This window comes from Streptomyces sp. NPDC047002, from assembly GCF_040704505.1.
Lineage (GTDB): Bacteria > Actinomycetota > Actinomycetes > Streptomycetales > Streptomycetaceae > Streptomyces.
In genome coordinates, this window is record NZ_JBEYWC010000054.1 from 1 (window position 1) to 20,019 (window position 20,019).

Sequence of the window (20,019 nt, forward strand, 5' to 3'; positions counted from 1 at the left end):
ACGAGCTGCCCGCCCCCAAGGAACCCACCGCGGCCGAACGCGCCGACGGCGCCCAGATCACACCCCCCGACACCCCCACCCCCGAACCCGCCCTCGTCGGCGCACCCCACACCCCCGACACCGCAGCCGCGGCTGCCCACCCTCCCACCACCACCCCACCCCTCCGCCTCACCACCCCCCACGACCCCCCTCACCTCCCCCACGACACCCCCCACACCCCCGACACCACCCCCAACCACCTCCCCCAAGACACCCACACCCCGCCCCACACCCCCACCGCAGCCCACACCCCACCCACCCGCAGCCACCAACCGCCAGCAGAACACACCCCCACAGACCACACCCCCACCGGCGGCAACCACACCGGCGGCAACCACACCCCGACAGGCAACGCCTCCCACACCCCCACAGGCCCCGCAGGCCACACCCCCAGCGGCCCCACCCACGACGCACCCCACCCCCCACTCACCCACGACCCCGCCACGCCACCACCCCACGACCCGACCACACCGGACCACGAACCCCCGGGCACCCACCCCGACGGCGAACCCGGCCACCCCTACCGCGAGATACTCGACCAACAGGTCCACCGCGCCAACCACGACCCGGAGTACTTCAAGAAGTACTACCGCTCGAACGGCACGAGGAAGAACCTGGACCTGGCGGACGAGACAGGGCTCACTCCCCCGCAGCTGGTCAGGCCGGACGGGCACGGCCCCTGGGTCGCTGTCTCGGACGCGCCGCCGGCCCTCAAGCCGGACTACCTGGACGACGGGGCGCGCTACGGCACAGAGAACCTCGACCACCACACGCACGACCTGCTCAACGACAGCGCCCACGAACGCCAGACGGCCATCGACGCGGACACGCCCAAGCACGAGCCGCTCCAGCACCTCAGGGAGACGCTGGAGCACAACGCCTCGCCGGAGCACCAATCGGCCTACGAAGCAGCCCGCGCAGAGCACACGCCCCTGCACAAGGCCATGACCGATGCGAGCGAGCACTACGGCGAGATGGTGGCCGCGCACCACGCCATACCGGAACACTTCGACGTGGCGGAACAGGAAACACTCCACGGTCCCCGCAACGGAAACGACCAGTTCGACCAGGTATGGCGTCTCAAGGACGGCGGCTACGTGGTGGTCGAGGCGAAGAGCAGCCTCAAGACGGACCTGGGGGCACGCAATCTGCCGAACGGCCAGCGTGTATCACAGGGGACCAGGAAGTACTTCGACGACATAGTTCGCATCATGGAGAAGCGCGGCATCAAAGAGCCATCCGAACTCAAACTTGCCCAAAACCTGCGTCGAGCCCTCGCCGAAGGCAAACTCCATTACGTCGTCGTCAAGGGCATGCCGGAGAAGATACTGGAAGATGGCAAGGTGGTCGGACAGCACGCCGGCTACTCCATGCGCACATTCGACATAAGCAAGCCCTAGGAGCACTCAGACATGGTCGAGGTCAGCCGACACTACGGCCCCCACCCGAACGCCGAGAACTACGCCGCCATGCTGGGCGAAAGTGTCGAAGAGGGCATCGGCTACCTGGTACGAGACCCGTCTTTCTTCGGCTCTACGCTGTCCAGCGCGGAGCTCCACGTTCAGGCCCGCTGCCTGATCGACCCGCGTGCGGCGGAGATCGAGACGTGGGAGGCCGTCGTCACCGCCATGCAGATCGGCTCCGCACTCTTCGCCGCCGCCACCGCACCCCCGGGCACCACGATCGAAGCCCGCATCAACCACGAAATCCGCACCATCGGTGCCATCGGCGCCGTGGACTGCGTCGACCCCGGCAACTGGCTCACCGCCTTCTGGTTCGCCATCATCTGCCGCGACCAGAAACGCATGACCCAACTCTGCGAAGTCCCCCTCGACCTCTTCCGCCAATCACAACGCGAAACCGGCTGGGAACTGGACGAATACGCCTTCCAATGGGTCGACACCCTCCAGGCCTACTGGCTCCGCCGCCCCGGCGTCGCAGAAAAACTCACCCGCACCATCCAGCTCTCCCACCCCGACACCGCCACCATCGCCCCCAAAGACCTCCTCAACCAGATCCTCTACCAACCCATCAACCTCTTCCACCGCTTCGTCACCCACGACACCGACGGCTACAACAAAGCCCTCTACGAAGCCCTCGAATACCACAAGACCTACTGGACAGCAGACGAAGACCGAGAGGATGACCCCTCTGCCAACGTCGCCCTCGGTCCCCTCGCCATCACCTGCCTCGCCCACGACGGCGAATTCCCCCTCAACGTCACCTCCGACTACCTCCCCCACCACCTCGTCCAACGCAGCTGGCTCGGCGAATTCCCCACCTGACAGAGTTCTCCCCGGCTCGTCGCCTGCTGCGGCCCGGTGGGCGGATCAGGTGCGGGACGCGCCCCGCGCCTGCGACAGCGCGTCGAGGGTGACGCCCACGACGGCCCGGAGCTGCCCCGGGCTCGTGCCGGCCCTGCTCATGACGGCGAGCGACTGGTTCACGGCCGCCGCGTGTACGGCGAAGGCCTCGGCGTCCTCGTCGGCCAGCCGGCCGGCCTTCAGGGCGGTGCGCAGGCGCAGGCGCTGGGAGCCGAGCGCCTGCCTGGCGTGCGCCGCGATGCTCGGGCTCAGCACGGGGATCACCATGGCCGACTGGGCGATCAGGCATCCGTCAGGCAGCTCGGGGTCGGCGATGCGGTCGAGGGTGACGTCGAAGAACGCGCGGACGGCGGCGACGGGATCCGAGGCCGCGCACGACAGGGCGGCGTCGTACTTCTCGCCGTAGCGCGCGGCGTAGCGCTCCAGGCAGCGCAGGAACAGCGTGTCCTTGGCGCCGAGCGAGGAGTAGATGGAACTGCGGTTCAGGCCGGTCGCCTGAGACAGGTCGTCCAGTGAGGTGTCGGCGTATCCGTCGCGCCAGAACTGGATCACCGCGGCGTCGACCGCCGCGTCCATGTCGAACTGCTTCTTGCCTGCCACGCGGGACTTCCTTGCCGATGCGTCGATGGTCCGGGCCGTGTCGCGCATCATTCTATCTTGAACTGATTAGTTCAAGATGTGCTAGCCTGCGGACGCGGCCAGGGCCACCGCCGTCGGCTCCACCGCCCCGACCGCACACGTGACACCGATGGGGGACCCCATGACCGGCCCAGCGACCAGCACTCCACACCGCTCCGGCTCCGGCTCCGGCTCCGGCTCCGGCTCCGGCTCCGGCTCCGGCTCCGAAGGCAATCCTGTGCGCGGGGTGCCTCTGCGGCAGTTGGACGGGTTCAACCACCGCTGGGTCGAGGCGGACGGGGTCCGCCTTCATGCCGTCGAAGGCGGACGGCCGGGTGCGCCTGCCGTCGTCCTGCTCGCCGGCTTTCCGCAGACCTGGTGGGCCTGGCGGAAGGTGCTGCCCGGCCTCGCCCAGCGGTTCCACGTCATCGCGGTCGACCTGCCGGGGCAGGGTCACTCCGAGCGCCCGGAGCGCGGCTACGACACGCACACGGCCGCCGCACGCGTCCACGCGGCCGTGCGGGCGCTCGGGGTGTCGGCCTACTCGCTGGTCGCCCACGACATCGGCGCCTGGGTCGCCTTCTCCCTCGCCCTCGGCTTCGGGAGCCGGCTGCGCGGGGTCGCCCTGCTCGACGCGGGGATTCCCGGTATCACTCTCCCGGAGTCGATCCCCACCGACCCGGACCGGGCGTGGAAGACCTGGCATTTCGCGTTCCACGTCGTGCCCGGCCTGCCGGAGGCGCTGCTCGCCGGCCGCGAACGCGAGTACGTCGGCTGGTTCCTGCGGGCGAAGGCCCTGTCTCCCGGCACGTTCGACGACGCCGAGGTCGACCACTACGCCGCGGCCGTCGCCGCCGACGGCGGCCTGCGCGCCTGCCTCGCGTACTACCGGGAGGCAGCGGAGTCGGCGCGCAGGAACCGCGCAGCGCTCATGGCGCGGCGCCTGGCCGTGCCGGTTCTCGGCATCTCCAGCAGCCACGGCTCCGTTCCCGACATGGCCGCCTCCCTCAGCCCGTGGGCCGAACACACCACGCGCGTCATCGTGCCGGACGCGGGACACTTCATCCCCGACGAGCAGCCCGAGGCCGTCGCCGCCGCGGTGGCCGACTTCCTCGCCGACCGCGCCTGACACCCGCAGGGGCCGCCACTGGACGGCCGGGGAGCAGCGGGTGGTCAGGCGGGGGGAGGGACCGGCGCCGCGGGCGGGGCGAGCCCGAGGACCCGGCGTACGACCTTCTCCCTGACCCTGACCGGCAGCAGCCGCATCAGCACGGCGTCCTGAAGGAAACTGTGGTGGAGGTCGTAGCGCGGTGCCGGGTTCTTCGCGGTGACGGCCCGGTGTACGCACCGCACCACCCGCTCGACCGGTATGCCGTCCCTGGTGGCGCGGACGGACCTGTCGAGGAAGCGTCCGAGGGGCTTCTCGTAGACCGCGAGCGACGGCGGCTTTCCGAGTTCGTCCTGAATGGCCGCTGCCATCGGCGTGTCGATCATTCCCGGGGCGATCACGGACACCCGGATGCCGAGGGCGGCGTACTCCATGCGCATGGCCGAACTGAGCGCTTCGAGGCCGAACTTGCTCGCCGAGTAGGCGCCGGTGAAGGGGAGGGTCCTGACCCCGCTGGCCGAGCCCACGTTGACGACGCGGCTTCCTGGGCCCAGGAGCGGCAGCAGTGCCCGGGTCACGTTGTGGGTGCCGACGAGGTTGGTCGCCAGCACGTCGGTGAACGTGTCCGCACCCAGGTCGGCGAGGGGGCCGTTGGTGACGATCCCGGCGGCGTTGCACACGGCCTTCAGCCGGCTGCCGCCCAGCCGGCCCGCGATCTCGTCGGCGGCGTCCGCCACGGCTGCCTCGTCGCGCACGTCGAGCAGGACGGGCGTGCAGCCGTCGGGCGGGAGTTCCGCGCTCAGCTCGGCGGCGCCCGCCCGCCGCCGTACCCCCGCGTACACGTGGAAGCCGGCGCCGACGAGGAAGCGGGTGGTCGCGCGGCCTATGCCGGAGCCCGCTCCGGTGACGACGACGCTCGCGCCGTACGCAGAGGGGCGCGCGTCGGAGGCGGGCCGTCCTGCGTGGGTGTCCTCAGCCATGGGAGCCGGTCCTCCCCGCCTCTGTGCCGCCGGACGCCGTGGCGTGGCTGCGGCACTCCTCCAGGTCGTCGGGGTCGTGGGCGGAGACGATGCGCAGGCCGGGATCGCCGCGCCGGTGCAGCTCGGCGAGGCGTTCCTGGTTCTCCAGGAGAAGGCGGTGGCGGTGGGCCGCCGCTCGCTCCATCAGCCGTACGGGGACCGGCACTCTGGCGCGCCCGTCCAGGGTCCCCCAGTGGTAGAAGGCGTCACCGCAGTGGAGGAGCCACCGTTCGCCGGTGTCGACGGCGACGCCCGTATGGCCCCGCGAGTGGCCCGGCATGGGCACCAGCACGATCCCCGGTGCGATGTCCGTCAGCTCCTGCGCGGCGGGGAACCCGCGCCATCCCTCGCCGTCGGCGCTGTGCTCGACGAACAGCGGGCCGTGGGCCCACTGCGCCGCCTGGTACCGCAGGCGTTCGCGCCGTGTCGGCGCGCGCACGGCGCCCAGGACCTCCGCCGCGGTGGTGTGGATCTCGGCGTGCGGGAAGTCGGCGAGCCCTCCGACGTGGTCGAAGTCCAGGTGCGTCACGACGATGTGGCGCACGTCCTCGGGCTTCAGGCCCAGGCGCCGCACCTGCCGTACGGCGGTCTCCTCGGGATCGAGGACCGGCCTGATCACGTGCCGCATGAACCCGATCCGGCCGACCGGGTCCTCGATGTCCTTGAGGCCGAAGCCGGTGTCGACGAGCACCACACCGCTCCGGTCGGTCTCCACACACAGCACATGCGCGACCATGGGATAGGAGCGCATGTTCATCGTCCCGCAGTTGAGGTGGTGCACTTTCATCGGTGAGCCCTTCGGTTGTGTCGCCCAAGGCGGTTGACTGCGGCGAGAGTTGAGCGTACTGGCCCCCTTGGGCCGGCTCCGGGCCGGTCGGCCCGGCCCCGGGGCGGGCGGGCCGCGGGGTTGCTGCGGGCTCCTTCCGGTCGGCAGACTGGGTTCGCGCCGGCAGCCGTCTCGGCGCGCGCCCGCTCCCGACCGGCAGGTAACGCCCCATGGCCGCACAGGACTACGACAGCCAGCTCCTCGAATCCGTCTCGGTGCGGCGGCGCCGTATGCGGGACGCGCTGCTGTTCGGGGCGCAGCGGGCCCGGCGCACCGCGGACGAGCGGGTGGGGAAGGTCGTCGCGGGTCTGGTGATCGCGGCCGTGCTGTGCGCGGGGTGCGTGGGCTGGTCGTTCATCTCGCACCGGCTGCTCGGGCAGCTGAACTCGCCCACAGGGCAGACCACCACGGCACCGGCGACGCCGGCGCGGCACTGAGCGGCGGCGCACCGTCCGAGACGGCGGACACGCGCCGGGGCGCGGCAGGGGCCTTCCGGGGACGGACAAGTCACCGGGGCTTTGGTAGCTTCGGGGCGTGGTGGACATGGGGGCGGTGGACATAGCCAAGCGGGGCACGGCGGTCGGCGGGCGCGGGAAGGCGCCCGGCGGCGGTGCCTCGCCCGTGAGCCGGGTCACGCTGGTGGGCGCGCGGCGCCGGATGGATCTCGTACTGCCGTCCGACGAGCCGGTCGGCCGGCTGCTGCCCGACATCATCCGGTTGCTCGACGACCGGGTGGCGGCGCAGCCGCTGCTGCGCCAACTCGTCTTCTCCGACGGTTCCGTGCTGCCGCAGGACGGCACGCTGGAGTCGTGCGGGGTGCAGGACGGCGCCGTGCTGCGGCTCGTACGGGCGCAGGACGCGCCGTCCGCGCCGGTGGTGCACGACGTGACCGACGAGGTCGCGGGCGATCTGGACGTACGGACATGGCGCTGGGACGCGCGGGCCGGGCGCGCCACGGCCGGTGCGGCGATGGCCGGCTGGGCGCTGGCGGCCGGGCTGCTCGCGCGGGCCGCCTACGCGCCGTCGACCGTCGCCGCCGCACTGCTGGCCGTCGCGGCCGTGCTGGCCGGCGGCGGCGCGCTCACCTGGCGGCTCGGCCACCGCGGTACGGCGACGGCGCTGAGCGCCACGTCCGGGGTCGCGGTGGTGCTCGGCGCATGGACGCTGGCGGACGCGTTCGACGCGGGCGGCGCCGCGCTGCTCGCCGCGGTCGCCGCGGCGCTGGTGCTCGCGCTGCTCCTGCTGTGCTGGTGCTCGCCGCTCGGGCGGGGCGGGCTGCTCGGCGCCGCGGCGGTCGGCGCGACGGCCGTGGTGTGGGAGGCGGTGGCCGCCGCGCAGGACGGCGCGGTCAGCGCGCAGCAGCAGGCGCGCACGGGCGCGGTGCTCGCGGTCGTGTCGGTGGTGCTGCTCGGGCTGCTGCCGCGTCTCGCGCTGATGTCGGCGGGGCTCACCTCGCTCGACGACCGGCGTTCGCGCGGCCTCTCGGTGAGCCGCTACCGGGTCGCCGCGGCGCTGAGCGCCACCCACCGCGGCCTGACGCTGGCCACGGTGGTGCTCGCGGGCTCCGCCGCGGTCGCCGCCGCGCTCGCGCTGCGGGAGCCGACCGCGTGGACGGTGCCGCTCGTGGTGGTCACGGCGTGCGTACTGGCGCTGAGGTCGCGGGCGTTCCCGCTGGTCGCCGAGGTCGTGGCGCTGCTGCTCGCGGCGGCGGCCGTGGTGGTGCGCGGCGTGCTGGTGTGGTCGGCGCGGTCCGGCTCCGCGGGCGCTCTCGCGGTGCTCGTGGCGCTCGCGGTGGTGCCGCTGCTGATGCTGGCGGGGCGGCTGCCCGAACACGTCGGCGTCCGGCTGCGCCGCCTGGGCGACGCGGCCGAGTCGGCCGGGGTGATCGCCCTGTTCCCGCTGCTCATAGGGGTGTTCGGCGTGTACGGCCGACTGCTCGGCACATTCGCCTAGGGGGAAGCATGACGAAAGACGACTGGCAGTCGGGCGTGTTGAACGACCTCACCGGGCCCGCGAACGAGGACGGCGCCCCGGCGGGCCCCGGGGCGCCGGGAGCGCCAAAGGTGTCGGGGGCGCCAGAGCCATCGGGGGCGCCGGGGACACCGAAGGCGCCGGCGACACCGGGTACACCAGGAGCACCGAAGTCGTCGGGGGCGCCAGAAGCGCAGGAGCCCGGTGCCGCGCCCGCCGCGCGGGTGCCCGGATCCGCCTCCGCCGCACCGAAGTCCGCACAGGAGCCCGCGCGGAACCCGGAACCGGCCCCCGCCGCGCCGGAGCCCGCGTCCCCCCGTTCCGCGTCGGACGCCGAGCCCACCCCCGCCCCCGCTCCCGGGCCCCCCTCGGACCCCGCCGCACCGGCCCCCGGGCAAGGCTCCGGGCCCGCCTCGCGCCCGGCCCCCCGCCCCGCCACATCGAGCTCCGGCCCCGCGGCCCAGGCCGCACCCACCGCCGCCTCCGCCCCCTCCCCCCGTACGCCTCCGTACGCGGCAGCGGATACGCCTCCGAGGCCCGGCGCCCCCGCGAGCCCCGCCCCTGCTCAACCGCCCGCCGCGCAGCCCGCCCCGTACCCGTACCCGTACGCGCACACCGCGGCCCAGCCGCAGCCCCCGGCCCTGCCCCCGCAGCAGCAGCCCGCGTACCAGCAGCCCTCGCACCACCACTCCCCGTACCAGCAGCTCCCGCAGCAGCAGCCCGCGCCGCAGGCCCCGCTGCCGCCGCTCCCCACGCCCCAGACGCCGCGCACCCCGCGTCCCGCGCCGCGGCCGCTGCACGGGGATCCGCTCGCGACCCGGACGCTGCGGGCGCTGCGCGCCGCGCTCGGGTCGTCCGCAGCGCGTGCGGTGAGCGACGCGACGGGGCTCGCCGAGCGGGTGCAGCAGCCGGTGACCACCGGGCGCCACATCGTCGTGACGAGCATCCGCGGCGGCTCGGGCAAGACGACCGTGGCCGCGCTGCTGAGCCGTACGTTCAACCACTACCGGCACGACCCCGTGCTCACCCTGGAGGCGGACGCCGCGCTCGGCACGCTGGCCGGGCGGCTCGGCGCGGGGCCCGTGCGGTGGACCACGGCCGACCTCGCGGGGATCGTCAAACCGTCGATGCGGCTCACGGACGTGACCGGGTACCTGGTGCCGCTCGACGACGGCGGCTGGCTGCTGCCCGGCAGCAAGGGCGACGTGGGCGCGCGGATCGACGTGCCCGCCTACCGCACGGTGATGGTCGCGCTGCGCAGGTACTTCGCGGTGACGGTGGTGGACTGCGAGAGCGTGCCGGGCGAGGTGGCGCGCACCGCGCTGGACACCGCGCACACCCGGGTGCTCGCCGCGCCCGCGACCGTCGAGGGCGTGGCGTCGACCCGTGCGGTGCTCGACTGGATGGCGTCGCTGCCCGTGCCGGTGCTGCCGAGCACGGTCGTCGCGCTGACCTGCGTGGCGCCGCACCAGGTGCTGGACACGGAGCGCGCGGCCGCCGAGCTGCGGGCCACGGGCGCCGAGGTCATCGTGCTGCCGTACGACAGGCACCTCGCGGGCGGCGGTGCCCTGCGCACCGAACTGCTGGGCGCGCGGACCCGGTTGGCCGCGACCACGCTCGCCGCGCACGCGCTGGACCGCGCGGTGCGCCGGCACTCCGCAGGGGCGCCCCGGTGACCCAGCGGGTCGTCCACCGCCCCGCCCGCGGCTCCCGGCCGCTCGAAGCCGCGGGCACCCGGGTGGTGGAGGCACCGCCGAACCTGCCGGAGGGGCGCGCGGGCAGCCCCGCGACGGCGCTGCTGCCGATGGTCGGCGTGATGAGCTCCGTCGTGATGATGACGGTCATCCGCAACAGCCAGTTCGCCGCGGTCGGCGCGATCGTGCTGGTGATCGCGCTGGCGGGCGCGCTCACCCTGTACTGGTCGCAGCGCGGCAAGGCGCAGCGGCTGCGCCGCACCCAGCGCGAGCGCTATCTGGAGTATCTGGAGGGCCTGCGCGAGGAGTTGGGCGCGTCCGAGCAGCGCCTGCGGGAGCAGGCGCTGCTGCTCGACCCGCCGCCCGGCGCCCTCTACGACATCGTGCGGGACCCGGCGCGCGCCTGGGAACGCAGGCGCCTGGACCGGGACTTCCTGCGGGTGCGGATCGGCACGGGCGACGTGCCGGTGCACGATCTCGCGATCGGCGCGGGCGCCTCCGGTGTGCTGACGCCGCCCGACCCGTTCATGCTGAACGAGGCGAACGCGCTGCTCGCCAGGTTCTCCCGCGTCTCGGACTTCCCGCTGACGGTGCCGCTCGACCGCGCGGGCGACATCAGTGTGATCGGCACGCGGGACGACGTGCTGCGGATCGCGCGTGCGCTGCTGGTGCAGACGGCCGCGCTGCACGCACCTGAGGACGTCGCGGTCGCGGTGTCCGTGCCGGGCGACCGGCTCCCCGACTGGGAGTGGGCCAAATGGCTGCCGCACGTGCTGGAGCCGCAGGAGCAGGACGGGCCCTCGGCAGCGCGCCGCTTCGCGCCCTCGCCGCCGCAGCTGGCGCGGGTGCTGCGGCGCGACCTGGCGCGCCGTGCCTCGTACGCGGCCGAGGTGCGGCGCGGCCTGGCGGACGAGCGCGCGCTGCGGCTCGCGGGGCGGCTGCTCGTCCTCAGCGACGAGCACGGCGGCCCGGCCGTCGAACTCCCGCGCCCCGACGTGGCGGTGGGCCTGCGCGAGATGGGCGTGACGGTGGTGCACCTGCTGGCGGAGCAGGTGCACGAGCCCGACGAGGTCGCGGTGCGGATCGTGGTGGACGGCGACCGGGTGTCCGTGCGCGACCTGCGGCCGCGCGAGGCGGGGCAGGGCACGCCCGGCGCCCGCGTCCCCGCGCCGCGGCCCGCGGCGGCGGGAGCCGCCGGGCGGGCCGAGGCGCTCGTCCCCGGCGACCCCGGCGCCGTCCACGGCACCGCGGACGAGGTGACGGCGGCGGGTGCCGAGGGCATCGCCCGACTGCTCGCGCCGCTGCGGCTGTCCCCGGAGTCCGCGGCCGACGGCACGGGCCCCGTCGCAGGTCCCGTCGACTTCCCCGCGCTGCTCGGCGTGGACGATCCGGGCGCGCTCGACGTGGCGCGGCTGTGGGCGCCGCGCGGCGAGCGCGACTTCCTGCGGGTGCCGATCGGGGTGGACGACCGGCACGCGCCCGTGCTGCTCGACCTGAAGGAGTCCTCGCAGCTCGGCATGGGCCCGCACGGCCTGTGCGTGGGGGCGACGGGCTCGGGCAAGTCGGAGCTGCTGCGCACGCTGGTGCTCGCGCTGGTGGCGACGCATCCGCCGGAGGACCTGGCGCTGGTGCTGGTGGACTACAAGGGCGGTGCGACGTTCGCGCCGTTCGACGGGCTGCCGCACGTCGCCGGCGTCATCACCAACCTGGAGAACCAGGCGGGCCTGGTCGAGCGCGTCCACACGAGCCTCGCCGGCGAGGTCAAGCGCCGCCAGCAGGTGCTGAAGGACGCGGGCAACCTCGCCGACATCGGCCAGTACGCGGCGGTGCGCGCCGAGCACCCGGGGCGGGGGCTGGAACCGCTCCCCCACCTGTTCGTCGTCATCGACGAGTTCGGTGAACTGCTCACCGCCAAGCCGGAGTTCATCGACCTGTTCCTGTCGATCGGCCGGATCGGCCGGTCGATCGGCGTCCATCTGCTGCTGTCGAGCCAGCGCATCGAGGGCGGCAAGCTGAAGGGCCTCGACACCTACCTGTCGTACCGGCTCGGCCTTCGCACCTTCTCCGCCGACGAGTCCCGCACGGTCCTCGACACCACGGACGCGTTCCTGCTGCCGCCGCTGCCTGGCTTCGGCTATCTGAAGGTCGACACGTCCACATACACGCGGTTCAAGGCAGGTTACGTCTCCGGCGCGCACCGCGGCCCGACGGTGCGGGACGCGGCCGAGGAGGGGCCGCGTGCCGTCCCTTACCCGACGTTCAACACCTCGGCGGCGCTGGGCGGCGGGCTGTTCGGCGGCGGGGAGGCGGCCGCCGACGAGAGCGCCGGGGACGCCGAGGACGCCGGGCCCGAACGCGTCGCCACCGCGCGGGAGACCGGGCCCACCGTGCTCTCCGTGATGGTGGACGGGCTGCGCGGCGCGGGCGAGCCGGTGCGCAGGATCTGGCTGCCGCCGCTGCCAGAAGCGCTGACGCTCGACGAGGCGGCGGGCCCTGTCTCGGTGTCCGAGCACGGCCTGCACCTGGCGCAGCGGCCCGGCACACTGCGGGTGCCCCTCGGGGTGCTCGACGACCCGGCGAAGCAGTGGCGCGGGCCCTGGGTGCACGACCTGACCGTCGCGGGCGGCCACACCGCGGTGATCGGCGGCCCGCAGGCCGGCAAGACGACACTGCTGCGCACGCTCGCCCTGTCGCTCGCGCTCACCCACACCCCGCGCGACGTGGCCGTGTACTGCCTCGACCTGATGGGCGGCGGTCTGACCGCGCTCGCCGGGCTGCCGCACGTCGGCGGCGTCGCGGGCCGCGCCGACCGGGAGCGGTGCGCGCGCACCGTCGCCGAGGTGCGGGCGATGCTCGCCCAGCGCGAGCAGCTGTTCCGCGAGCACGCCATCGACTCCGTGGACCAGCTGCGGCAGCTGCGCGCCGAGGGCAGGCTTGCGGGGCTCGCCGCCACCGACGTGGTCCTCCTGATCGACGGGTACGGCACGCTGCGCGACGAGTTCGACGCCCTGGACGACGCGGTCACCGACCTGCTCAAGCGCGGCGGCGGCTACGGCGTGCACGTGGTCGTGTCGATGCTGCGCTGGAACGACGTGCGGCTGGCGAACCAGTCGATGTTCGGCAGCAGGGTCGAACTGCGCCTCGGCGACCCGGCGGACTCGGCCGTGGACCGCAAACTCGCCCAGACCATCGGGCCGCAGGAGCACGGCAGGGCCCTCACCGACACGAAGCTGTTCGCGCAGACCGCGCTGCCCCGCGTCGACGGGCGCGCCACCGCGGCCGGGCTCGCCGCGGCGCTCGACGAGGCCGCCCGCACCGTGCGCGACACCTGGCACGGTGAACTCGCCGCACCCGTACGCGTGTTGCCGACGCGGCTGGCCGCGGCGAAGCTGCCGTCGCCCGCGGCAGAGCCGCGCAGGGCGCCGATCGGTGTGGACCAGGACACCCTGGCGCCCGTCCTGCTCGACCTGTTCGGCAGGGACCAGCACCTGGTGGTGCTCGGCGACGACGAGTGCGGCAAGACGAACCTGCTGCGGCTCGTCGCCCACGAACTCGTCGACCGGTACCCCGACGACGAGTTGGTCTTCGCCGTCTTCGACCCGCGGCGCGGCCTCAGGGACGCGGTGCCCGAGCCGTACCGCGGCGGCTACGCGCACAACACGAAGCTGGCGGGCGCGCTCGCCGCGGGCATCGCGAAGGAGCTGGAGAAGCGGCTGCCCGGCGAGGGGCCCGAGGGGCCGGACGGCGCCGCGGGCCCCGCGCCGGGCGACGCCCCCTTCACCGGGCCGCGGATCGTGGTCCTCGTCGACGACTACGACATCCTGACGACGGCCGGGCAGCAGCCGCTCGCGCCGTTCCTGCCGTATCTGTCGTTCGCGCAGGACATCGGCCTGCACTTCGTGGCGGCACGGCGCGTCGCCGGCTCCTCGCGCGCCCTGTACGAGCCGTTCCTGACGGCGCTGCGCGAGACCGGCACCGCGGCGCTCGTGATGAACGGCGAGCGCGCGGAGGGCCAGTTGTTCCCCTCCGTGTACGCGTCGCCGCAGCCGCCCGGCCGCGGCACCCTCGTACGGCGCGGCCGCCAGGGACGGCTGATCCAGACCGCGCTCGCCCGCACCGAGCAGCCGTGAACGCGACCGAGGACGGGAAGCCGTGACCAAGGACATCGTGGTCGTCAGCCGCCGGATGCCCGACACCTGGCGCCTGTTGGCCGGCCTGTACGCGGCGGGGCCCGACCAGTACCTGGCGAGCGTCGCGGACGGCGCCGTCATCCAGCTGACCGGTACGGGCGGCAGGCCGCTGGTGTCGGTGGAGGCGCCCGTGCTCGTCCAGGTGCCCGGCGAGACGGCGCGCCTGCTCGGCCGGGACGCGGCACGGGCCGAACCCGTCTGGTGGACGGAGGTCCGCGCGTCCACCGCAGTCCCTGAGGCCGCCACGCTCGCCGGCTCCGTCGCCGGCCGCCTCGCGCTGCTGCTCGACGGCGCCTGCCACCCCGCGCAGGCCGTGACGACCCTCGGCGTGGTGCCCGTCGAGTCCGGGGTCGCGGCGGCGCCCGCGCCGCACGACGCGCTGCCCGCGGTCGACGTCGTCACCGACAAGGCCGCCGTCGTCATCTCCGACCGCTCCCCCGTCGCGCTGTCCGCGTGGCTCTCCGACGTGCTGCGGGTGTGCGCGGCGACGGACAGGGCGCTCCAGATCGTCTCGCCGCCCGGCGCGCGGCTGAGCCTCCCGGTGCGCCTCGCGCTCGGCGGCCACCCGAACCGCTGGGTCGTCGGGGACTCCTCCGGCTACTACGACGGCCTGTCCGGCGCCGAACTGCACTGGCACGACGGCGCGTTCACGCCCCTCGCGGCCCCGGACGGCGCGGGGCGCGTGGCCCCGGCCTTCCGCCCGTCCGCCCCCGCGGCCGACCGGCAGTTCACCGTCTCCTACCGGACCCTGCACGCGCCGGACGCCGGCCTCGCCGTCGGCGCCTCCGTCGAGGCGGCCTGGCGCGAGCTGACCGGCGCCCCGCCCGCGGGCTGGGGCACCGCGGAACCCGTGAACCTGCCCTGGTCGCCACGGCAGTTGACGGAGCTCGCCAGGGAGCGTGCGCCGCGCCCCACCTTTCTCACCGTGACCGGGCACCGGGACAGGCCCGCACTCGCGGTCCTGCGGATCAGCCGCACCGCGGCGGGCGTCGAGGAGGACGTCACCCTCGCCATCGGCCACGGCCCGGGCGAGGAACTCCCCCTGGACAAGGCCGAGTCGCTCGCCAGGGCCCTGGTCGCCCGGCACGGCCTCGCGTCGATGGTGACGGGCGTGCGCGCGGCCCGCCGCGACCTCACCGTGCCCGCCGCCTTCGAGGCGCCGCCGGTCCCCGTCTCGTACACGCTGGGCTCGGCGGCGGTCGCCGAGACCACCCTGACGCACGCCCGCAGACCGCCGCTGCCCGGCCGCCCCGTGCAGCTCGGCGCAGCGGGCGCGCCCGCCCTGCACTACCCGTTGGGCGACGGCACCGACGCCGCTTCCTGGGCCGCGCTGGAGATCCTCACGACGCATCTGGCCCGCCGCCGGGACTGAGCCGCGCTGCACGCCCTCAGCAGCAGGAACTCCCCGGCAGCGTACGCCGGTTGCGCGCCTCGCGGTTCCGCGCCGCCAGCTGGCCGTCCGGCGGGTAGCCGACCTCTTCGAGCGTCAGGCCGTGCGGCCTCACGACATGGACCGCCGAGTCCCGCACCCCCGCGGCGAGCACCTTCGCCGGCCACTCGGGCCCGCGGTGCCCGTCGCCGACGAACAGCAGCGCGCCCACCAGCGAGCGCACCATGTTGTGGCAGAACGCGTCGGCGCGCACCGTGCCCGTGACCACCCCGTCGCCGCCGCGCACCCAGTCGAGGCGCTGGAGCGTGCGGATCGTCGTCGCGCCCTCCCGGCGCTTGCAGTACGCGGCGAAGTCGTGCTCGCCGAGCAGCCGCGCCGACGCGTCGTTCATCGCGTCGACGTCCAACGTCCAGTCGTGCCACAGCACATGGCCCCGCAGCAGCGGGTCGACGCCGCCCGGGTGGTCGGTGACGCGGTAGGCGTAGCGCCGCCACACCGCGGAGAAGCGGGCGTTGAACCCTGCGGGCGCCTCGGCGGCGCGCCACACCCGCACGTCGTGCGGGAGCCTCCCCGCGAGGCGCCGCAGCAGCTTGTCCCGGTGCTCCTCCCACACCTCGGCGGGCAGGTCGACGTGCGCGACCTGGCCGCGCGCGTGCACGCCCGCGTCCGTGCGGCCCGCCACCGTCAGCTCGTACGCCCCTGGCGACCTGGTCACCGTGCGCAGCGCGTCCTCGATCTCGCCCTGCACGGTGCGGCGCTCCCGCTGCCTCGCCCAGCCGGAGAAGCCCGCACCGTCGTACGACAGGTCCAGCCGCACCCGCACGCACCCCGGCGCGGGCCCCTCGCCACCGTCCACCCAAGCCCCGCCCACCGAACCGCCCCCGCTGCCCTCACTGCTCATACCGCTCACACTCACACACCCCATACTCCCAGGCGTGCCCCGCACGGTCCGCACAGCCTCAGGACAGCCCCGCGACAGCTTCGGGCGGTAGCGTACAAACTGTCCCACCAGCACCCCCGTGAGAGGCGTAGGACGCATGGCGACCACCATCCGCAGGGCAGTCATCCCCGCGGCGGGCCTCGGATCGCGGCTCCTGCCGCTGACGAAGGCCATCCCGAAGGAAATGCTGCCGGTCGGCGACAAGCCGGTCATCGAACACACCGTGCGCGAGCTGGTGGCGTCCGGGATCACGGACATCACCATCGTGGTCTCCGGCGGCAAGAGCCTCATCCAGGACCACTTCAGGCCCAACCCCGCCCTGGTCGCGCGGCTGCGCGCGGACGGCAAGACCGCGTACGCGGACGCCGTCGAGGAGGTCGGCGAGCTGTCGCGCCTCGGCCACATCACCTATCTGGACCAGCACGGCCCGTACGGCAACGGCACACCGGTCCTGAACGCCGCCCGCAACTTCGGCGACGAGCCCATGCTGGTGCTCTGGCCCGACGACGTCTTCGTCGCCGAGGTCCCGCGCGCCCAGCAGCTCATCCGCGCGTACGAGGCGACCAGCTGCCCCGTCCTCGCGCTGCTGCCCATCGAGCCGGCGGACTCCGGCCGCTACGGCGTCCCCGTCGTCAAGGAGGACCTCGGCGACGGCCAGCTCCGCATCACCGGCCTGGTCGAGAAGCCCGCGCCCCAGGACGCCCCCTCGGCCTTCGCCGCGATCGGCGGCTACGTCGTCACCCCCGGCATCGTCGACGAGCTGCGCGAGCAGACCAGGCACTGGTACGACCACCGCGAGGGCGAGATCTACCTCACGGACGCGATCAACGCCTACGCCGGCAGCCACGCCGTCTACGGCCAGGTCATCCGCGGCAACTGGTACGACACCGGCAACCCCGCCGACTACCTGGTCGCCCAGTTCGCCTCAGCCCTCTCCCACCCCGACTACGGCCCCCTGCTCCGCGCCATGACCCACACCCTGGACGGCCCCACGGAGACCTGAGCCATCGGGCCCCCTACGCTTCGGGCACCGTCCACCACGTGCACCACACCGTCTTGCCCGGCGCGCGCTCCCGCACCCCCAGTCGTCCGCGAGGGCGGCCACGAGCAGGAGGCCCCGGCCGGACTCGCCGTCGGCCGCGTCCGCCGGCGCCGGGGTCCCGGCCCCGCTGTCGTCCACCTCGACCGTCAGCCGGTCGCGGCCCCGGACGAGCAGCAGCCGGAACCCCCGCCCCGGCGGAACGCCGTGCAGTAAGGCATTGGTCGCCAACTCGCTGACGCAGAGGGAGACGTCGTCGGCATGAGTCCCGAGCCCCCAGGCCAGGAGCGCGTCCCGCGCGAACGACCGGGCCGCAGGCACCGAACGCTTCTCACGCCGGTAGAACCGCTCACGCGCCGCGGGGACCGGTTCCCCTGAAAGCACGGCCAGGGGCGTGTGCCGCGCCTGAGGCTCGCGGGCCGCCGAGAGGGCGAAGGCCGCGCCTCCCTCCTCCCCCTGCTCATGCTGCCCCGCGTCCCCACCCGCGGCCTCAGCCATGTGGATCACCACAGCCCCTCCTCGTACGCCCGCAGTCCCGGGACTGTGCTTGACTATCGAGGTTGAAGGGAGAAGGAATGGCGCCGAAGTGGCGGCTCCTCGCGGACCGGCTGGCGGAACAGATCCGTAAGGGGGATCTGGCGCCCGGCCAGCAGCTTCCGCACATCAGGGAGCTGGTCGACGCGGGCGAAGGTTCGAAGTCGACCGTGCACATGGCGTACAAGGCGCTCGAATCGGAGGGGCTCGTCGTCTCCTCTCGCGGACACGGGACCTTGGTCCGGCAGCAGGCCCCTCTGAAGCGGCTCGGGATCGCCCGGTACGACAAGGCGAAATGGCGGGACGGCGACGAGGTGGCGTTCATCGCGGACCGCGTGGCGTCCGGGCGCGCGCACCGCAGGAGCGACCAGACGCAGTCCGTGAGCCTCGTCGAAGCCTCCCCGCACGTGGCCGCAGCCCATGGGCTGCCGGAGGGCGCACCGGTCTACGCGAGAGCGCGGCTCGTCAGAGAAGACGGCCGGCCGGCCCACACGCTCACCAGCTACTACCGCCCGGAACACGTCGAGGGGACCCGACTCGTCGACCCCGCACCGGGTCCGGCGGGCAAGGGCGGCGGTTTCCGCGTTCTCTTCGACGCCGGATACGAGATCGACCACATGCGGGAGGAGCTGTTCGCCCGCGCACCGGCAGCTGAGGAGGCCAGGACGCTCCAACTCACCCCCGGCGAATGGGTCATGGAGCTGCATCGGACCGCGTGGACCGCTGACGGTACGGTCGTCGAGTTCGCCATAGGCGTCCACGCGGCGACGCGCTTCGCGTGGACCTACGACTTCGAGGTGCCGGACTCGGCGCCAGGGAAAGGCCCGGAGGCATGATCTCGGAACGGACCTGGGCCGACGCGCAGCGTCTCTGGGACTTCCAGCAGATGGGGCACGAGCCACTCCCCTGCTCGGTCGGCATCGGGCTCGGCAGCCACGACCTGGGTGTGGCGGACACCACCGCGGACCTGTACCACCAGGGCATGGTGCCGCTGATCGTGTTCACCGGAGCGACCAGCGCGACGACGCGCGACCGCATGCCGCTCGGCGAGGCGGAGCACTACCGCCGCCGCGCGCTGGAGCGGGGCGTCCCGGCCGACGCCGTGCTGGTGGAGCCCCGGGCGCGGAACACCGGCGAGAACATCCGCTTCTCACGGGCTCTGCTCACCGAGCAGCGCACCGACGTGGCCTCTGTCCTGCTGGTCAGCAAGCCCTACGAGGAACGCCGCGCGTACGCCACCGCCCGCAAGCTCTGGCCGGAGGCCGACTGGGTCTGCGCGTCCACGCCCATGACGCTCGGCGAGTACGTCGCGTCCATCGGGGATGAGCGCCTGGTCCTGGACATGCTGGTCGGCGCGCAGCACCGGCTGGTGGTCTACCCCGAGCGGGGCTTCATGATCAGTCAGGACATTCCGGCCGCGGTGGCCGCGTCCTTCGACCGGCTGCGGGCCCAGGGCTTCACCAGCCGTCTGGTGCAGGACCCGGCCGCTTCGCGCTGAGCCCCGTGCCGGGACGGGATGCCCGTGAACCCCCGTCCGAACGCGGCGAAGGCCCGCGCCCCCTGGGGGGTGCGGGCCTTCGCCCTGCCCGTGGCGCTCGCGCGCCGGGCGGGGAATTGTCCTACTTGGACTCGTCCTCGGCGGGCTTGGCGTCCTCGGCCGGGGCCGCGTCCTCGACCTGCTCGGTCTCGGCCGGCGCCTGCTTCTGGGCGTCCTCCTTGACCGCGCGCTTCGTCGCGGCCTCGGCCTCGCCGGTGGCCTGCTGGGCCACGGTCAGGGCCTCCACCAGCTCGATGACCGCCATGGGCGCGTTGTCGCCGCGACGGTTGCCGATCTTGGTGATACGGGTGTAGCCACCCGGACGGTTCTCGTACCGCGGGCCGATCTCGGTGAACAGCGTGTGGACGATGCTCTTGTCCGTGATCGTGCGCAGCACCAGGCGACGGTTGTGGATGTCGCCCTTCTTCGCCTTGGTGATCAGGCGCTCCGCGACGGGACGCAGGCGGCGGGCCTTCGCCTCGGTCGTGGTGATGCGGCCGTGCTCGAACAGCGCCTTCGCGAGGTTCGAGAGCAGGAGCTTCTCGTGCGCGGCGCTGCCGCCCAGTCGGGCACCCTTGGTGGGCCTCGGCATGGTGGTTCTCCTTCATGTCTGCACCGGCCGTATCAGGTACCGGTGGCAGGTCCGGCGAGCGGTCGCCCGCCGGAGGCTCGGGGTGCGGGCCGGGTGCGGCCCGCGTGCGCGGCGGTGCCGCGCGGCCGGGGCACCTGCGGGGAGGACACCGTGTACCGCGCCGAGCACGAGTCGATCCCCGGAACACCCCCGCACCTG

The 20,019-nt window shown here is 73.9% G+C and carries 15 protein-coding genes and 2 pseudogenes; 11 read left to right on the forward strand and 6 right to left on the reverse strand.

What is annotated here, in order from left to right; genetic code table 11:
• Both AB0910_RS30540 and AB0910_RS30545 read left to right on the forward strand, forming a co-directional pair.
• A pseudogene (locus AB0910_RS30540) lies at positions 1-1,439 on the forward strand (hypothetical protein); the annotation flags it as partial.
• Between the two features lie 12 nt (positions 1,440-1,451).
• The gene (locus AB0910_RS30545; RefSeq protein WP_366747912.1) at positions 1,452-2,324 is read left to right on the forward strand and encodes an immunity 49 family protein; all 873 of its coding nucleotides are present in this window, start codon (positions 1,452-1,454) and stop codon (positions 2,322-2,324) included.
• 45 nt (positions 2,325-2,369) lie between these two features.
• On the opposite strand, the gene AB0910_RS30550 is transcribed toward AB0910_RS30545, so the two are convergent.
• Positions 2,370-2,963: a TetR/AcrR family transcriptional regulator gene (locus tag AB0910_RS30550; RefSeq protein ID WP_366747913.1), complete on the reverse strand. Its 594-nt coding sequence runs from the start codon at positions 2,961-2,963 to the stop codon at positions 2,370-2,372.
• 160 nt (positions 2,964-3,123) lie between these two features.
• Between AB0910_RS30550 and AB0910_RS30555 the strand changes: the two genes are divergently transcribed.
• Entirely contained in the window at positions 3,124-4,110 is a 987-nt protein-coding gene (locus AB0910_RS30555) for an alpha/beta hydrolase (protein WP_366747914.1), read from the forward strand.
• A gap of 44 nt (positions 4,111-4,154) precedes the next feature.
• On the opposite strand, the gene AB0910_RS30560 is transcribed toward AB0910_RS30555, so the two are convergent.
• Both AB0910_RS30560 and AB0910_RS30565 read right to left on the reverse strand, forming a co-directional pair.
• On the reverse strand, positions 4,155-5,069 hold the full coding sequence (locus tag AB0910_RS30560) for an SDR family NAD(P)-dependent oxidoreductase (protein WP_366747915.1): 915 nt from the start codon (positions 5,067-5,069) through the stop codon (positions 4,155-4,157).
• A complete protein-coding gene (locus AB0910_RS30565; RefSeq protein WP_366747916.1) occupies positions 5,062-5,895 on the reverse strand; it encodes an MBL fold metallo-hydrolase in 834 nt (277 codons plus the stop codon). The genes AB0910_RS30560 and AB0910_RS30565 overlap by 8 nt, the downstream gene beginning before the upstream one ends.
• Before the next feature lie 209 nt (positions 5,896-6,104).
• Between AB0910_RS30565 and AB0910_RS30570 the strand changes: the two genes are divergently transcribed.
• The 5 genes from AB0910_RS30570 to AB0910_RS30590 all read left to right on the forward strand — a co-directional run bounded on the left by AB0910_RS30570 (position 6,105) and on the right by AB0910_RS30590 (position 15,161).
• The gene (locus AB0910_RS30570; RefSeq protein WP_366747917.1) at positions 6,105-6,371 is read left to right on the forward strand and encodes a hypothetical protein; all 267 of its coding nucleotides are present in this window, start codon (positions 6,105-6,107) and stop codon (positions 6,369-6,371) included.
• 106 nt (positions 6,372-6,477) lie between these two features.
• On the forward strand, positions 6,478-7,887 hold the full coding sequence (gene eccD / locus AB0910_RS30575) for a type VII secretion integral membrane protein EccD (protein WP_366747926.1): 1,410 nt from the start codon (positions 6,478-6,480) through the stop codon (positions 7,885-7,887).
• Between the two features lie 887 nt (positions 7,888-8,774).
• A complete protein-coding gene (locus tag AB0910_RS30580) occupies positions 8,775-9,581 on the forward strand; it encodes a type VII secretion protein (RefSeq protein ID WP_366747918.1) in 807 nt (268 codons plus the stop codon).
• Positions 9,578-13,729, forward strand: coding sequence for a type VII secretion protein EccCa (gene eccCa / locus AB0910_RS30585; RefSeq protein ID WP_366747919.1), 4,152 nt, complete (start codon positions 9,578-9,580; stop codon positions 13,727-13,729). Before AB0910_RS30580 ends, eccCa begins: the two co-directional genes overlap by 4 nt.
• Before the next feature lie 22 nt (positions 13,730-13,751).
• Entirely contained in the window at positions 13,752-15,161 is a 1,410-nt protein-coding gene (locus tag AB0910_RS30590; RefSeq protein ID WP_366747920.1) for a DUF6177 family protein, read from the forward strand.
• Between the two features lie 16 nt (positions 15,162-15,177).
• On the opposite strand, the gene truA is transcribed toward AB0910_RS30590, so the two are convergent.
• A complete protein-coding gene (truA, locus tag AB0910_RS30595; RefSeq protein WP_366747921.1) occupies positions 15,178-16,080 on the reverse strand; it encodes a tRNA pseudouridine(38-40) synthase TruA in 903 nt (300 codons plus the stop codon).
• Positions 16,081-16,216: 136 nt separating this feature from the next.
• Here truA and AB0910_RS30600 point away from each other — a divergent pair, with 136 nt between their 5' ends.
• Entirely contained in the window at positions 16,217-17,122 is a 906-nt protein-coding gene (locus AB0910_RS30600) for a UTP--glucose-1-phosphate uridylyltransferase (protein WP_366747922.1), read from the forward strand.
• A gap of 13 nt (positions 17,123-17,135) precedes the next feature.
• Here the strand turns inward: AB0910_RS30600 and AB0910_RS30605 are convergent.
• Positions 17,136-17,548, reverse strand: a pseudogene (locus tag AB0910_RS30605) (ATP-binding protein).
• 185 nt (positions 17,549-17,733) lie between these two features.
• Between AB0910_RS30605 and AB0910_RS30610 the strand changes: the two are divergent.
• Together AB0910_RS30610 and AB0910_RS30615 are read left to right on the forward strand one after the other, a co-directional pair.
• A complete protein-coding gene (locus AB0910_RS30610; RefSeq protein WP_366747923.1) occupies positions 17,734-18,528 on the forward strand; it encodes a GntR family transcriptional regulator in 795 nt (264 codons plus the stop codon).
• The gene (locus AB0910_RS30615) at positions 18,525-19,190 is read left to right on the forward strand and encodes a YdcF family protein (protein WP_366747924.1); all 666 of its coding nucleotides are present in this window, start codon (positions 18,525-18,527) and stop codon (positions 19,188-19,190) included. The genes AB0910_RS30610 and AB0910_RS30615 overlap by 4 nt, the downstream gene beginning before the upstream one ends.
• 121 nt (positions 19,191-19,311) lie before the next feature.
• Here the strand turns inward: AB0910_RS30615 and rplQ are convergent, their stop codons facing one another.
• Positions 19,312-19,821, reverse strand: a complete 510-nt coding sequence (rplQ, locus tag AB0910_RS30620) for a 50S ribosomal protein L17 (RefSeq protein WP_366747925.1) — start codon at positions 19,819-19,821, stop codon at positions 19,312-19,314.
• Positions 19,822-20,019: the final 198 nt, after the last annotated feature.